This window comes from Empedobacter sp. UBA7252, assembly GCF_002472765.1.
GTDB lineage: Bacteria > Bacteroidota > Bacteroidia > Flavobacteriales > Weeksellaceae > Empedobacter > Empedobacter falsenii_B.
In genome coordinates, this window is sequence record NZ_DKSQ01000041.1 from 1 (window position 1) to 16,704 (window position 16,704).

At 32.7% G+C, this 16,704-nt stretch carries 14 protein-coding genes and 1 pseudogene; 7 read left to right on the forward strand and 8 right to left on the reverse strand.

Annotated elements, in window-relative coordinates; genetic code table 11:
* From B2X73_RS15380 to B2X73_RS05300, 5 genes and pseudogenes are all read right to left on the reverse strand, one after another.
* Positions 1-287 (reverse strand): annotated as a pseudogene (locus B2X73_RS15380) (IS982 family transposase); the annotation flags it as partial.
* A gap of 506 nt (positions 288-793) precedes the next feature.
* Complete coding sequence (locus B2X73_RS05285; RefSeq protein WP_038337079.1) at positions 794-1,735, reverse strand: YihY/virulence factor BrkB family protein; 942 nt, start codon at positions 1,733-1,735, stop codon at positions 794-796.
* 103 nt (positions 1,736-1,838) lie between these two features.
* The gene (locus B2X73_RS05290; RefSeq protein ID WP_125349668.1) at positions 1,839-3,443 is read right to left on the reverse strand and encodes a pyruvate dehydrogenase complex dihydrolipoamide acetyltransferase; all 1,605 of its coding nucleotides are present in this window, start codon (positions 3,441-3,443) and stop codon (positions 1,839-1,841) included.
* A gap of 5 nt (positions 3,444-3,448) precedes the next feature.
* Entirely contained in the window at positions 3,449-4,453 is a 1,005-nt protein-coding gene (pdhA, locus tag B2X73_RS05295) for a pyruvate dehydrogenase (acetyl-transferring) E1 component subunit alpha (protein ID WP_125349669.1), read from the reverse strand.
* Between the two features lie 56 nt (positions 4,454-4,509).
* On the reverse strand, positions 4,510-4,983 hold the full coding sequence (locus B2X73_RS05300; RefSeq protein WP_038337075.1) for a cytidine deaminase: 474 nt from the start codon (positions 4,981-4,983) through the stop codon (positions 4,510-4,512).
* A 107-nt stretch (positions 4,984-5,090) separates the two neighbouring features.
* Between B2X73_RS05300 and B2X73_RS05305 the strand changes: the two genes are divergently transcribed.
* Positions 5,091-6,617 (forward strand): YifB family Mg chelatase-like AAA ATPase, encoded by a 1,527-nt coding sequence (locus B2X73_RS05305; RefSeq protein ID WP_114999055.1) that lies wholly within the window; start codon positions 5,091-5,093, stop codon positions 6,615-6,617.
* A gap of 79 nt (positions 6,618-6,696) precedes the next feature.
* Here the strand turns inward: B2X73_RS05305 and B2X73_RS05310 are convergent, their stop codons facing one another.
* A complete protein-coding gene (locus tag B2X73_RS05310; protein ID WP_291095930.1) occupies positions 6,697-9,642 on the reverse strand; it encodes a VIT domain-containing protein in 2,946 nt (981 codons plus the stop codon).
* Between the two features lie 238 nt (positions 9,643-9,880).
* Between B2X73_RS05310 and B2X73_RS05315 the strand changes: the two genes are divergently transcribed.
* On the forward strand, positions 9,881-10,054 hold the full coding sequence (locus tag B2X73_RS05315; protein WP_291095932.1) for a hypothetical protein: 174 nt from the start codon (positions 9,881-9,883) through the stop codon (positions 10,052-10,054).
* A 67-nt stretch (positions 10,055-10,121) separates the two neighbouring features.
* Here the strand turns inward: B2X73_RS05315 and B2X73_RS05320 are convergent, their stop codons facing one another.
* Positions 10,122-11,096 carry a PhoH family protein gene (locus B2X73_RS05320; protein ID WP_115001971.1) on the reverse strand — a complete coding sequence of 325 codons (975 nt, stop codon included), beginning with the start codon at positions 11,094-11,096 and terminating at the stop codon, positions 10,122-10,124.
* Positions 11,097-11,172: 76 nt separating this feature from the next.
* Between B2X73_RS05320 and B2X73_RS05325 the strand changes: the two genes are divergently transcribed.
* From B2X73_RS05325 to gldG, 4 genes are read left to right on the forward strand one after another with little or no spacing between them, the layout of a single operon-like run.
* A complete protein-coding gene (locus tag B2X73_RS05325; RefSeq protein WP_114999051.1) occupies positions 11,173-12,015 on the forward strand; it encodes an SAM hydrolase/SAM-dependent halogenase family protein in 843 nt (280 codons plus the stop codon).
* Between the two features lie 40 nt (positions 12,016-12,055).
* Entirely contained in the window at positions 12,056-12,601 is a 546-nt protein-coding gene (locus B2X73_RS05330) for a CopD family protein (RefSeq protein WP_291064987.1), read from the forward strand.
* A gap of 1 nt (position 12,602) precedes the next feature.
* Entirely contained in the window at positions 12,603-13,331 is a 729-nt protein-coding gene (locus B2X73_RS05335; protein WP_219034141.1) for an ABC transporter permease subunit, read from the forward strand.
* Between the two features lie 4 nt (positions 13,332-13,335).
* Positions 13,336-15,003 carry a gliding motility-associated ABC transporter substrate-binding protein GldG gene (gene gldG / locus B2X73_RS05340; protein WP_291064984.1) on the forward strand — a complete coding sequence of 556 codons (1,668 nt, stop codon included), beginning with the start codon at positions 13,336-13,338 and terminating at the stop codon, positions 15,001-15,003.
* A 205-nt stretch (positions 15,004-15,208) separates the two neighbouring features.
* Here the strand turns inward: gldG and B2X73_RS05345 are convergent, their stop codons facing one another.
* Positions 15,209-15,559: a 4Fe-4S dicluster domain-containing protein gene (locus tag B2X73_RS05345; RefSeq protein ID WP_114999046.1), complete on the reverse strand. Its 351-nt coding sequence runs from the start codon at positions 15,557-15,559 to the stop codon at positions 15,209-15,211.
* 62 nt (positions 15,560-15,621) lie between these two features.
* On the opposite strand from B2X73_RS05345, the gene B2X73_RS05350 reads away from it, so the two are divergent.
* Positions 15,622-16,683, forward strand: coding sequence for an acyl-CoA reductase (locus tag B2X73_RS05350; protein ID WP_291046787.1), 1,062 nt, complete (start codon positions 15,622-15,624; stop codon positions 16,681-16,683).
* Positions 16,684-16,704: the final 21 nt, after the last annotated feature.

Sequence of the window (16,704 nt, forward strand, 5' to 3'; positions counted from 1 at the left end):
ATTAAATTCTTTCGCTAATTTAAGTCGAATACTATTAATTTGCTCTGATAATCTTCGTTTTCTACGATTGTAAATACTACGCTCAATTTTACAACTTAGCGCTTTAGGAAGATTTCGAAATAAATGATTTTCACTATCAATACCCATAAATTTAGCTGTTAAGACAAGATTTATGAGTTATAAATCAAAAAGTTTAGGTCTTCTACGTTGATAAATTAAAAGTGTATCTGTGGATATTTTCGTAGAACTTATAATATTCTTTCATAATTTGTAAGTAAGTTGTTCATTGTAAATGTTTTGTGCTTAAAACAATTTACTGATTTTCAATCAAATGAACAACTTTATTATTTAGTAATCAAAATGCACAACGGGTAAAACTAATATTTTTAATCATAATTTTGATTTAAGTTTTGTAAAAAATCAGCCATATCCTCAATTCGTAATTGCAGCTTACTCCCTACTTTAAGGCAGGATGAAGGCAACATAGTGGCAGTAGAGTGTATACAATACTTTTTTTGGACGGTTGAAAGTTGACAGCAATTCGTCTAAGTTCCCGATACTAAAATCAGAGATTTTCACTCGAACTGACGAAAAGTACAATTGTTTTTCAAGAGTTTTAATTTTGTTGACAGTTCGAGTTGAAAAAAAATGGTGAATCATTACACTCGAGTTTTGTATTTTCACTGTATGAAATGATTAGGCGGTGAATATTTGCTGAATCAAACAAATAGGCAGCGGCTACTTTTGGGTTATGGGCTCGGGAGAGGTTTCGAGAAGCGAAATAAATTAGTAACTAATCTATACTTTCATAATCTTTTTTATCGAGTTGATAATCAATAAACGATACTTTTCTGAGCTTCGCATTTCGTTTTGGAATAATAGGGTAACCTTTGGCTTCGGCAAATACTTTTGTGAATTTTGCGCCGAAATATAGAATTGTTGCAACATAATAAATCCACAACAAAAGAATAACCAACGAACCTGCCGATCCAAAAATGGTAGAATATTTGGAGTTTGCGATATAAATACCAATTAAATATTTTGCAATAAAGAATAGAATCGCCGTAAAAAACGCTCCTACAAAAGCTTGTTTTGCTTTGATACGTGCATCGGGAAGAATCTTGAAGAGAATATAAAATATCAAAATCGAGATTGAAATACTCAATGTATTATTAAGAAGAATAACTGTGGTCTTCGTCATAATGGTATCGAGTTCGAAAAGACTGAAAATTTCTTCTCCAAAACTCATTAATATACTATTTAATATTACTGTTGCTATTAAAACTATTCCTAATGAAAGGATAATCAAAAATGAAAGCCCTCTATTTATTACAAATTTCAACCAAGCTCTACGAGGAACTGCTTCGACACGCCAAATAAGATTGAGACTATCTTGCATATCGGTGAACATTGTTGTAGAACCAAAAATCAAAATTCCGATACCTATATATAAAGCAAGCGAACTATCTCCTGAAATGGTAGAATTTGTAACAAAATTTTGTACAGCTAAAGCGACATCTGGACCAACAATATTTTTAAGCTCATAAAACATTCGGTTTTCGATAGCATCTTTCTTAAAGAATAAACTTGCACTGGAAATTACAATCAGAATTAATGGTGAAAGTGAAAACAATGCGTAATAAGTTAACGAAGCGCTCAATTTCATAATTCGGTCCTCACCAAATTCAACAATTGTCTGTTTTAAAATATTAAAGTAGAATTTTAGTTGCTTCATTAAATTAATTACTTTAGAGATTAAAGATACAAATTCATAAAATCTATAACAAAAAAAAGACCATTCGATGAATGGTCTTTAAAAAAATATATTAAATCTTAGCTTACACTAACATTGTAACAGGATTTTCGATGTACATTCTTAATGTTTGTAAGAATTGTGCACCTGTTGCTCCGTCTACTGTTCTGTGATCACAAGCTAAAGATAATTTCATTGTGTTACCAACTACAACTTGTCCGTCTTTTACAACTGGTTTTTGAATAATTGAACCAACTGATAGGATACAAGAGTTTGGTTGATTGATAATCGATGTGAATGATTCGATTCCAAACATACCTAAGTTTGAAACAGAGAATGTTGATTTTTCCATTTCATCTGCTTTTAATTTGCGATCTCTTGCACGACCTGCATAATCTTTGACCTCAGCAGAAATTTGAGCAAATGATTTTTGATCTGTATTTTTAACAACAGGAACCAATAAACCATCTTCTACAGCAACTGCCACACCGATATTGATATCTCCATGTTGAATAATTTCTGTATCTGTCCAAGTAGAATTAACAGCTGGATGTTTGCGTAAAGCCATTGCACATGCTTTCACAATCATATCGTTGAATGAAATTTTCGTATCAGGCACTGAGTTTAATTGTTTGCGCGCAGCAATCGCATTATCCATATCCAACTCTACATTTAAGTAATAATGAGGAGCTGTAAATTTAGATTCAGCCAAACGTTTAGCGATAACTTTTCTCATTTGAGAATTTGGAATCACTTTATCTTCTCCAGAAACAAAAGTTTGAGCTGGTTTAACTGATTCAGATTTTGCTTCCGCTTTTGGTTGAGCAGATGGTTGATAATTTTCGATATCTTTTTTCACGATACGTCCATTATCACCAGAACCTTTCACCTCTGCTAAATTAATTCCTTTATCTTTTGCAATTGTTTTTGCTAATGGCGATGCAAAAATACGATCAGAAGAAGAAGTTTCTTCAACCTTATTATTTACATCTAATTGTACAACTACTGGTTTTTCGTCATCAACAACTTCTGTAGAAACTGCTGGTGCAGCAACTTTACCTCCGTTTGCTACAATTGCAGAAACGTCAGTACCAGCTTCACCAATAATTGCTAAAACAGAATCTACTGGTGCAGGCTCGTTCACTTTAGCTCCTTGATATAATAAAACACCATCAAATTCTGATTCGAATTCTTGCACTGCTTTATCTGTTTCAATTTCTGCTAAAATATCACCTTCCGCAACTTGATCTCCAACATTTTTGTGCCAAACAACTACAGTTCCTTCTTCCATTGTATCAGAAAGACGAGGCATTGTAATTACTTCCACATTTGCAGGAATTTCTGCAACAGGTTTTGCTTCTTCTGTTTTTGTTTCGCTGGGAGTTGATTTTTCTTCTTTAACTTCAGTCGTAACTTTTGCTCCACCCCCGATTAAACCTGAAATATCTTCTCCTTCATTTCCGATGATTGCTAAAACTTCATCAACATTTGTTGACACTCCTTCTGCAACACCTTGATATAATAATACTCCATCAAATTCTGATTCGAATTCTTGGATTGCTTTATCTGTTTCGATTTCTGCTAAGATATCACCCTCAGCAATTTTATCTCCTACATTTTTGTGCCATTTTACAACAGTTCCTTCTTCCATTGTATCGCTTAAGCGAGGCATTGTAATAATTTCTGCCATGGTTTTTAGTTGTTTTCGATTTTATCTAAGAATGGATAATTTTCTTCTGAATAGATATAATCATACATTACGTGTTCTTCTGGATAGTTAGAGTTTTCTGCAAATTCTGCACATTCTTCTACCATCACTTTTACTTCATCAATAATTGCATCTAATTGTTCTTTAGTTGCCCAATTGTTTACTAAGATATGATTCTCAACATTCAAGATTGGATCTTCTTGTTTGTACTCTTCCACCTCTTCTTTTGTACGATAAGGCTCAGCATCAGACATAGAGTGACCTCTATAACGATATGTACGTACATCTAAGAAAGTTGGTCCATCTCCACGACGCGCTCTTTCAATAGCTTCGTAAGCTGCTTCTGCAACTTTTACAGGATCCATACCATCTACAGGCATACAAGGCATTTCGTATCCTAAACCTAATTTCCAAATATCTTCGTGGTTAGCAGTACGAGAAACAGAAGTTCCCATAGCGTATTGATTGTTTTCGCAAACAAAAACAACTGGTAATTTCCAGTTCATCGCCATGTTAAATGTTTCATGTAATGTACCTTGACGAGTTGCGCCATCTCCCATTAAACAGATTGTAACACCATCGCGATTAAAGAATTTATCACCAAAAGCGATTCCTGCTCCTAATGGAATTTGCCCACCAACGATTCCGTGTCCACCATAAAAATTATGCTCTTTACTGAAAACGTGCATAGATCCTCCTAAACCATGAGAAGTTCCTGTTTCTTTACCACATAATTCAGCCAAAATACGTTTTGGGTCTACACCCAAAGCCATAGGCCAAACGTGACAACGATAAGCAGTAATCACATGATCTACACCAGGTTTCATTGCATGAATAAAACCGGCTGGTAAAGCTTCTTGACCATTGTATAAATGTAAGAAACCTCTAATTTTTTGCTTTAAATATAATGAACGACACTTATCTTCGAAGCGACGCCAAAAAGTCATATCACGATACCATTGTAGGTACGTTTCTTGCGTTAATTTTTCCATAATTGCACAATTCCGTTGGAACAAATTTAAACTAATCTATTTAGTGTACAAAATTGCTACCCTAAAAATTCGTCAGTAAAATGTAATGGAAGCAAATCTTTAGCAGAATTTATCACCAAAACATCACCTTCTTTTCCAGATAAAATAATTTCGATTGGTTGCGATTGTTTCTTTTCAATCTCTAAAATATATTGTCGACACATCCCGCATGGAGGCAATGGATAATTGACATTTGGCGTAGAAACAGCCAATTTTTCAATCTTAATATTTGGGAAGTTTGCATTTACATAAGCCAATAAACCTCTTTCGGCACAAGTTCCGACTGGATACGAAGCATTTTCTTGATTTGAACTCGAAAAAATTTCTCCATTTTCTAATTGAACAGATGCACCAACATTGAAATTAGAATAAGGCGCATATGCATTCAACGAAATATCATAAGCCTCTTCTACTACTTTTTTTTGTTCTGCTGCAAGCTCAGATTTACTCTCGAATCGTTCAAATTCAAAAGAATATTTTTCTTTTTTCATATAGAATTTACACCAAAGTGTATTATTTAATTAATTATTAAATACTTAAATCCTCTCAGCTATTTTATTCAATAGAAAAAGGAAGTAAATTTATAAAAAAATATTTTATGTTAGTGAAAATTTTTGCAAGTGCTATTTTCGGAGTTTCCGCAAAAACAATTATTGTGGAAGTTAATATTGATCAAGGTGTCGGGTATCATTTGGTTGGTTTGCCCGATAGCGCAATAAAAGAAAGTAATTTTAGGATAAATGCTGCACTAAAAAATTCTAATTTGAAATTACCTGGTAAAAAAATCACGATTAATATGGCGCCAGCAGATTTACAAAAAGAAGGTTCTGCCTATGATTTACCAATCGCAATTGGAATTTTAGCAGCTTCGGAGCAAGTAAATTCTGAACAACTCCATAAATTTATAATGATGGGCGAATTATCGCTAGATGGTTCACTTCGACCTATAAAAGGTGCATTGCCGATTGCAATACAAGCAAAAGAAGAAGGTTTCGAAGGAATTATTTTACCCAAACAAAATGCAGACGAAGCAGCTGTTGTAGAAGGAATCGATGTTTTTGCGGTTAATAACATCAGAGAAGTTGTTGATTATTTTAACGAAGAAATCATTTTACAACCTCATCAAGTTAATTTAGATGATTATTTTTTTAGTGAAATGAATAATTATCCTTTCGATTTTGCTGATGTAAAAGGTCAAGAAAATGTAAAACGTGCGATGGAAATCGCTGCTGCAGGAGGACATAACATTATTTTGATCGGTCCTCCAGGAAGTGGAAAAACAATGTTAGCCAAACGAATTGCTTCAATTCTTCCGAAAATGACCGTACAAGAAGCGCTCGAAACAACAAAAATTCATAGCGTTGCTGGAAAATTATCTAACAAATCATTAATTGTAAGTCGTCCTTTTTCTAGTCCACATCATTCTATATCGGATGTCGCCTTAGTCGGCGGTGGTTCTTATCCACAACCTGGAGAAATTTCTTTGGCGCATAATGGTGTTTTGTTTTTGGATGAATTACCCGAATTTAAGCGAACTGTTTTAGAAGTTATGCGTCAACCTTTGGAAGATCGAGAAGTCACAATTTCGAGGGCAAAATTCACTGTGAATTATCCTGCGAGTTTTATGTTAGTAGCTTCTATGAATCCAAGTCCGAGCGGTTATTTTATGGATGATCCAAACAACACTTCCTCTTTAGCGGAAATGCAACGTTATATGAATAAAATTTCTGGACCACTTTTGGACCGAATTGATTTACATATCGAAGTGAATCCTGTTCCGTTTGATGATTTGTCGCAAGAACGTCGTGGCGAAAAAAGTGCTGTGATTCGTGAACGTGTCATTAATGCAAGAAATATCCAGACCAAACGATTTGAAAATACAAAAGTCCATTACAACTCGCAAATGGGACCAAAAGAGTTGGATACTTTTTGTGATTTAGATGATCATTCGAAGCATTTAATCAAAGTTGTTATGGAAAAATTAAATCTTTCTGCTCGTGCGTATGATCGAATTATTAGGGTTGGACGAACAATTGCAGATTTAGATAATTCTGAAACTATTCTTTCAAAACATATTAGTGAAGCTATTCAGTATAGAAGTTTGGATCGAAATCAGTGGATGTGAGTTTAATTATTAATGATGAATGATGAATTATGCGTTATGCAAAAAAAAGGAATCTCTTTCAAGATTCCTTTTCCATTTACTAAAATTCAAATTCACCAACCAAAATTCCTTCGCCGCCAGAATTTGGCTTGTTATTCTGGAAAGTAATCATTTTCTTCACTTGTTTTCCTGAGCTATACATCAAGTAAATCTCTGCCGAAATAGTTGTTGGCCCTGAAATACTCATTTGTCTTTCTCCGAAAAAATTCGTTTCTATTTTATATTTTCCTTTGATCGCTTTTTTTAACATAAATTGTTCTGGTCCGAAACCTTGCGTCACATCCTCACTCATTCGTCCACCAATCGCAGTTGTACGATGTCCGTAAAAACATTTCTCGCCATTTGGATCCGTCACCCACAAATCAATATCGGTCATATCTTTATTCCAATTCATCACCACACGAATATCAACCGGAATATCAACAATGATATCTTTATTAATTTTCGATAAATTCAATTCTTTTCGATGAAGCGAAATCAAATTATTAACTTCAGGAACAATAATCTCCGTAATATCTCGATCACGATTAGCAATTTCTATCGAATAATCGTTGGTCAATACTTTATATAAATGCTCTAAAGCCGATTGATATTGCTCATTATCTTGTAACGCCAACGCATAATCTCTATAACTTTGCGCATCAAAAGGTCGCCAATCTAATACTTTTTTCGTGATAAATAATTCTGTTTGATACTCCTCAATTTCTTTCAATTTGTACGCTAACATTTTATACAATTCAGCATCTTCCAAACCTAAATCTGCAATCGAGCTTAAAATTTTAAGACCAGTTTCTTTTTCTTTTTTCTGAAAGAAAAATGTTGCCACATCAAAATAATACGCAGGTGTTTCGGCATAATCTTTTCTCAAATCTAAATAAGTTTGATATGGATTTTTAGACGCTTCTATCAACTTCATGTATTGTTTATCCGATTTTACATTGACTATTTTAATTTCCGGAACCGAAGCTGATGATACATCTTTCATTTTTTTATCAACAGAATTATTCAAACTTGACGCTCCTCTAATTCTCATATTAGATGTTGTAGTTGGACTTCCTTCAGTTCTAACTTCCATTGCAGCCATAGCTCTTGGTTCTGGCATTACATGTTGGACTTGCGCAGTTTCGGTTTGGACTCCATGTACTCTACCTTCTAAAACATCATCAATACTAGCAGAATCCGTAACAGGCTTTGGATATTTTGGTTTTACATATTTAAAATCTTTCTTCCACCACTCTTTCAATTCCTTTGCTTTTGCAATTGCATTTTTCAACAAATCAGCTTTTCGAGTTTCTTTTTGTTCAAAACCTTGCTTCGATAATTTATTAAATTCACTTTGCAATTCCGCTGGTGGATTGATTTTATACTTTACATAATCCGAAACATTTTCTAAAACAATCAAACTTGTGTTCGATGTTACAATCGAAAATTGTTTCCCAATTTCTTCTATCTCTGTTTTATTTTGCTCTGGATTCAATTCCAAATAATTCACTTTACTTTGCGCCCAAATTTTACTAATTTCAGGATTTTGAGTTGCTTTACTCAAATCCAATTCTTTGTTGAATTCCACTTTTCCGTTTCGTCCAAACATCATCGTTAATTTTGCATTAGGATACTGAGAAATTCCCGCAATCGAAATTCCATTGTTCACATCATTTGTCGAAATTGGGTAAACTTCTCCCGCTGTATTATTGATAATTCCTAAGAATTGAACCGAACTTTCATTGATTTGTTTGAACGCATTTTCTACAGAATTTTCATTTAGATTGATAAATTTTCCTCCAACTTTTTGCGCAATCATTTTCAAAACACCATAATTGGAAGTCGGCGAAGACGCAATTGTATAGAAAGGTTTATCGATATTAAATATATTCGAACCAAAAGATGAAATTCCGTCCGAAAACAAAAGATATTCGTCTGCTTTCAGATTTGTTGGAAGAATTTTCGCATAATTTGTTCCTCCATCATATGTCACATTTTCCAAATATTTTTTCAATTCAGACCAATCACCATTTTTAATTTGAAACAATCTCGATTTTTCCAAAGAAATATTCAATAACGAAACTTCAATATTTAGATTTTTTTGTTGAGAAATAATTTTATCTAAAAATTCTAATTCTTTTTGATGATTTCGTTTCAAACCACTCAACGAATTATCCCAGATAATTCCAATATTTTTTGACCAAACTTTTGGTTGAGATTTTGCATCAACCAATAAATTCGCATAAAAATAAACCGAACCATCTACATTTTTCTGAACAAAAGATTCTACATTATTCGGCGATTTTGGAAGATTAATAATTAATGATTTTTTAGGCGTAAAATCTGTTTTCGATAAATTCGCTTCATATATATTACTATTTTCAGAAAAATTGAACGAACCATCTGGCGTTTCAATCAATTGTGGTTTTCCAGCAGCATTGTACACTCTCGTTGTCAAACTAAACTTCGCAATCTTCTTCGAAGAATCTAACGGCAAATGATATTGATACGACGATTTATCCAATTTTAATTCTTGGTAATACGATAACTGAATCGTACGTGAACCTTTTGCTGGAATCGGAGAAATACGAGTTCGGAAATTATTTCCTTCCACTTTCTCGATGATTCCAGGATCGACATTTTGTTTCTGAATACTTTCAAAAACCTCAACCGCACGCGCTTTTGTCACAGGAACCGCATTTCGAAGTTTTCCATTAATATCAATTGCATATCCACTAACAGTCGTGTTTTCGGGCAAAGGGAAAACTAAATTCCCTTCGAGATTTCGACTTGATGAATTTGTAAAAACTAAAGTTGTTGTCGTTTTGGCCAAATTTCCAAAAATCTCAACTTGCACATCCATCGATTGCAAACTCACAGAATTTTCGTCTGGACGTTCACCTATTTCGATACGCGGAAATCCGATTCGAATATCTTGCGCATTTATTTTTGTAGAAAAAAACATTCCAACAAAAACAAAGAAAAAAGAAAATAACTTTTTCATATTGTTTGATTTGTAAGTTAGATGCAACAAATTACAAAAAGGTTGGTTGATGTGAAAAAGTTTTAAGTGTTGAGTTGTTAGTTATAAGTTTATTTCAGATTTCCCCTTTTATCGGAATGACATTTACTTGATTCGCATTATCAAAATTATCTTTCTGAACTTGATTTTAGAATCGAATATTTTTTACAAAAATTAGAAATAAATCATTATATTTGATTGAATTACAATTTATAATAAAATGAAAAATATATTATATATAACGGGATTAGTTTTAATATTAACTTCAATTTTATTAATCTTAGAATTTTCTGATTCTAATAGAATAAGTTTAATTGCAGGAATGATTTTGCCAATAGGTTTAGCATTTAACATTTTAGGTTTTACTCTAAAAACTAATCCACTAAAAGAATAATTTAATATTCTGCCATAAATATTAAATCGAAAAGCCAATTGTTCTTAGAAACAATTGGCTTTTTGATTTATTTTTTAATATCTATTTTTTCTCGCTCTTTATCTTCACTCACTTTGTAAGCTTTCAAGACTTCGCGAACAATTTTGTGTCGAACAACATCTTTATCATCCAAATAAATAAATCCGATATCTTTTACATCTTTCAATATATTAATTGCTTCACGTAAACCAGATTTTTGTTTTGGTGGTAAATCAACCTGACCAGGATCTCCTGTAATAATAAATTTAGAATTTTTTCCCATACGCGTCAAAAACATTTTCATCTGAGCATAGGTTGTATTTTGTGCTTCATCAAGAATTACAAAAGCTCCATCCAACGTTCGACCACGCATAAATGCTAAAGGCGCTACTTCTATCACTCCTTTTTCGGTATAAGACGAAAGTTTCTCGAACGGAATCATATCTTTCAACGCATCATACAAAGGTTGTAAATATGGATCTAATTTATCTTTCATATCACCTGGTAAAAAACCTAAATTCTCGCCAGCTTCTACGGCAGGACGTGTCATAATAATTCGGCGAACTTCTTTGTTCTTTAACGCTTGTACCGCCAACGCAACAGCAGTATAAGTTTTTCCCGTTCCAGCAGGCCCAATTGCAAACACCATGTCTTTGTTGTAAACAGTTTGTACCAGCTTTTGTTGATTAGGCGTTTGAGGTTTGATGATTTTACCATTTACACCGTGTACAATAATTTCGTCTTCTTTTTTTATTTGAAGCATTTCATTATTATCTTCGGTCATAATGATTTCGAGTTCGCGATCAGATAGTCGATTGTATTTGTGAATATGCTGAATTACTCGTTGCATTTTTTGGTCAAATACTTTCAGAACATCTTCATTTCCAAATACTGTTAACTCTCTTCCGCGAGCAACAATCTTTAATTTTGGATAATATTCTTTGATTCTTTTTAGATGTTCATTATTAGCACCATAAAAATCTTGAGCATTAATTTCGGCTAATTCAATATTAATTTCTGTCAAATGAGATTGTTTTTTTGGTTCACTTACACAAAAATAAAGAATAATAAACAATATATTTGCTAATTATTAGAGAATAGTGGCAATTATTACATTAACATCGGATTTTGGAGTCAAAGATTACTTTGTTTCTAGCGTTAAAGGCGCAATTCTAAAAGAATTGGCCGATGTTACAATTGTAGATATTTCGCATCATGTTAATCCCTATGATTTATCTGAAGCTGCCTATATCATTCGTAATTCTTACGAAGAATTTCCCGACGGAACTATACATATTATTGGAATTAATGCCTTAAGTACGCCTTATCAGAAGCCGATTTGTGCATTAATCAATCATCATTATTTTATTTGTGCAGATAATGGAATTTTATCCTTGATTTGCCAAAAAAATCAACCAGAAGAAATTTACGAAATCACTGCTTATCCAGAAGGAATAGACAGTTTATTTCCAATGAAAAATTGTTTTGTACCAGTTGCATGTCACTTGGCGCGCGGCGGAGTTCCTGCTCTTTTAGGGAACAAACGTACCGAAATGAAGCAATTGAATGAGTTGAAACCAATTTATCGCGATGATAAATATATCATAGGAAATGTGATTTATATTGATCATTTTGGAAATGTTGTGAGTAATATTTCGAAAGATTTTTTCGATGAAATTGCACAAGACAGAAAATATAAAATTTTGCTTCGTCAGAAAGATTTCTCGATGACCGATATTACTGTTATTTATGAGCATTACAACGAAGTTGTACAAGATTTTAACAAAGAAGTGCAAGCTTTTGGACGAACATTGTGTTTGTTTAATTCGGCAGGATTTTTAGAAGTTACTTTATACAAGAGTAATCCAACAATATCAGGAGGTGCAAATCAGTTAATGGGATTAAAGAAAAACGATACAATTACAATTGAATTTGAAAATTAACGCTGAGAAAATTTAGTATTAGAGAGTTTACAATAACTATATGACTTATAATTATTTAATATACAAAGCAATACACGTTATCTTCGTGGTAAGTTACTTTGCTGGTTTATTTTACATTGTTCGTTTGATGATTTATCATACAGAAACGCAACAAATGGAAGAACCAAAAAAATCAATTTTGCAGGATCAATATACCTACATGGAGAAAAAATTATGGAATGTAATTACCGCTCCTGCTTTGGTTATTTTGATTACAATGGGATTGAATATGCTTTACAAAAATCAAGGTTTATTACAAATACCGTGGATGAAAAGTAAATTAGGAATGATAAGTGTTTTATTAATTTATCATTTTTGGTGCTGGCGAACGTTGAAACAAATCCAAAATAAAGTTTTCAAATACACTTCTGTTCAATTGCGAATGATGAACGAATTGGCGACTATTTTATTATTTGTTATCGTGTTTGCTGTGATTCAAAAAACAGATTTTGGTCAAAATTGGTATTGGTCGATTGTCAGTTTCTTTGGTTGTGGTATACTACTTATGCTTATTGTGCGTTTAATTAATCGTAATAATAAAAAATAACATGTGGACAATCTTCAAAAAAGAGTTTTCCAATTTTTATTTAGGCTTCAACGCTTATTTAGCAACCGCAACATTTGTTATCGTTTCGGTTTTATTCCTTTGGTTTTTTGATAACGAATTCAATGTTTTCAATACTGGAAATGCTTCTTTAAGTAGTTTTTTCTTTGTTGGACCTTGGATTTTTCTATTCATGATTCCAGCTTTAACGATGAAATTAATCGCAGAAGAGCAAGCAAACGGAACACTATTGTGGTTATTCACACTACCTATAAAAAATAACCAAATTATTTGGGGCAAATATTTAGCAGTCGTTTCAGTTGTTGTTTTTTGTTTACTTTCAACTTTCTTGTTCACTATTACGTTGCAAGAATTTTTGATGCCCGAACAAGAATTAGATTACGGAACAATTTTTTCTGGTTATTTAGGACTTTTCTTTCTAGGAAGTTTATTCGCCGCAATTGGTTTATTTACTTCATCTATTACCAAAAATCAAGTAATGGCTTATGTTTTGGCGGTTTTCTTTTGCTTCATTATTTTTTATGGATTCGAAAGTTTAGCGTCATATAATTTACTTGGTTCGATGGATTTCTATGTTCAAAAAATTGGAAGTTTTACACATTACAACCAGTTTTTGAAAGGAATTATTGACACACGAGATTTACTTTACTTTTTGATTTTGATTGGAATCTTGAATCAAATTTCAATTGTTAATCTTGAAAATAAAAAATAGTGCCATGAAAAAATTAAACAAAAAACATCTAATTACTTTCATCGCATTTATCGCGCTTTTTATCATTGCTCAATTTTTTTATACGCGAATTGACATGACAAAAGACAAACGTTTTACGTTAACTTCTACAACCGAAAAGTTAGTAGAAAATGTAAAACAACCGCTTAAAATTGAAATTCTTTTGGGTGGAGATTTAACAGGTGATTACAGAATTTTGAAGAACGAAATTCAATTTTTATTAGACGAACTTCGCGAAAAAAATAGTAATATTTCTTATTCTTTTGTTGATCCTGTAGATTTAGGACAAGCCGAATTAGAGCAAAATAAATTAGCTCCAGTTCCAATTAAAACAGACAAAGGAATTTTGAATGTTTATCCGTATGCAAAATTAACTTACGGTGACAAATCGACTTATATGGAGGTTTTAGTGAATGACCCTTCTACTCCATTTGAAAAATTAGCATTAGCATCTACTGAAAAATTAGAATATTTATTTGCCGAAAAAATTCAGAAAGCAACCAATTTTGAGCGCAAGCGTATTGGTTTCATTGTTCATCATGACGAATTACCTGAAGCAAATATTCAAGGGTTAGGCTCTGCTTTGTCAGAAAAATATGATGTGGAGATTTATCTAAATCCAATTGCAAACAAATCGTTTTCTTTACAGCCTTCTGATTTCGATAGTTTGAAACGTTTTGATGCCTTGATTGTAGCAAAACCTACATTACCTTTTTCTGATATGGATAAATTGGTTTTGGATCAATATATCATGAATGGAGGAAAAATGATGATGGCTGTTGAAACTGTGGATGCTGAAATGGACTCTATTTTCCGAAGTGGAAAAATCGTTGCTTTTCCAAGAGATTTAAAGTTAAATGATTTCTTATTCAATTATGGTGTTCGTATTCATCCGGCTGTTATAAAAGATATGAATGGTGCACAAATTGTTTTGGCAGATGGCGAAACAGCAGGAAATACAAGTTACAATTATTACAATTGGCCTTATTTTGAGTTAGGAATTAAAGGAGAAGAAAACCCAATTACAAGTTCCATAGATCCTGTTTTATTTCAATTTGCGAATCCGATCGAATTACTGAAAAATCCAAATATCAAACAAACTGTTTTATTAAGTTCTTCTGAACAATCAAGTTTGAAACCTGCTTTAAATTATATTCAATTAAATGAAGTCGAAATCGAGAATCCTGAAGAATATAAAATGGGAAAAATTCCGATGGCAGTTTTGTTAGAAGGTAATTTCAATTCGGCTTATGCTTCGCGTTACGAACGTAAAGAATTTCCGAATTTCAAGCCAAAAACTACCGATGGTAAAATGATTGTCATTTCGGACGGAGATGTTTTAAAAAATGCTTTATGGAGAGGAATTCCAATGCAATTAGGAGAAAATAAATTTTCGGTTCGTCCAGATAATCCAGATGGAAAACCGAAAACATACGCCAACCAAACATTTATAATGAATGCAATGGATTATTTATTAGGTGATACTGATTTCTTGGCTTTACGCAATCGTAAATTAGAAATTCCGTTGTTAAGTGAAACAACTGTTTTACAAGAAAAATCGACTTGGCAAATGATTAATTTACTTGTTCCAACTGCTATTATTGGTTTATTGGCTGGAATTGGATTTTGGATTAGAAAGAGAAGATATTCTTAAAAAAACGAATTTCGAAGCTCGAGTTTCGAGTTTCGAAAATTAATAAAATGCAATAGGGATTGAAGTGGAAATCCTTTTTTGATAACTGAGCGAAGTCGAAGTTTGAGAAAAAGATTGGAACGAAAAGCCCGCCCGAAGGGATTGCCCAAAAACTAAAAAACCTCTCAAATTCTGAGAGGTTTTTATATGTAAAGTTGTGACGATTTTACTCTAAGTGCATAAACGCTTTTTTACTCAAAAGGCGCTCCTCGCTTTCTACGTGGTTATCATCAGGCACACAACAATCCACCGGACAAACTGCCGCACATTGTGGTTCTTCGTGGAAACCTTTACATTCAGTACATTTATCAGGAACGATGTAATAAACCTCATCACTCACAGGATCTTGCACCGCATCAGCGTCAAAAGTTGCGCCGTCTACGTTTACAATTGTCCCGCTAAGAGAAGTTCCATCAGAATATTTCCAATCTACCGCAGCTTCATAAATCGCGTTATTTGGACATTCTGGCTCACAAGCTCCACAATTTATACATTCATCTGTAATAATTATAGCCATTGTATCTGTTTTTTTATTTCCTACATTTGCAACTACAAAATTACATTTAATTTTCAGAAAAAATGACATTTGAACAAAGGATTTCAGCATTTAACGAATTGGGGCAGTTTTTTAATTTTATTATAAATAATGATTCAATTAAAGACGCGGAACTGACAGAAAAATTCGTAAATTGGAAAGAAGAAGCTGAATATGCGGTGAGCGATGCAGAAGCCTACAACAATTGGTTTACAAAAGATAATATTACGTTAGCCTTGAAAAGTTGGGCAGAAGCTTTAACGGAAGAAAATTTATTGGCTTGGACGAAAGATTATCCATTTGCTGAAACATCAAAAAATGTTGGAATTATCATGGCAGGAAATTTACCTTTGGTTGGTTTTCATGATTTGCTTTCTGTTGTTATTTCTGGAAATAATGCCTTGATTAAAACTTCGTCTAAAGATGATAAATTAATCAAATTAGCGATAAAATATTTGTATTCGATTGATGAAAATTTCAAATTGATTATTCAAACTGTTGAACAATTAGAAAATTATGATGCAGTTATTGCAACTGGAAGCAATAACACAGCACGCTATTTTGAGCAATATTTTGGTAAAGTTCCTAACATTATTCGTAAAAATAGAACTTCGGTTGCTGTATTAAATGGTTCGGAAACTGATGAAGAGTTGAAAAAATTGGGTAACGACTTATTTATTTATTTTGGATTAGGTTGCCGAAATGTAACGAAACTTTATGTAAAAGATAAAGCCCAATTACCAAAAATATTCGAAGCTATTTTTTCATGGGGCGATGTGATTAATCATCCTAAATACGCAAATAATTACGATTATAATCGTGCAATATTTTTATTAGGAAAAGATGAGTTTTTAGACAATAATTTTGTTCTAATGAAAAAAGATACAGCTTTACATTCTCCAATTGCAGTTGTAAATTTTGAAGTTTATAAAGATATAAATGATGTTAAAAATTATTTGATCGAAAATGAAGATCAAATACAATGTGTGGTTGGAAATGACATGAAAGATAATCCGAATTATGTTGAATTTGGGCAAACTCAATTTCCTAAATTAACTGATTACGCCGATAATATTGATACGCTGAAATTTTTGGCGGAGTTATAAATGTTAGATGTTAGATGTTAG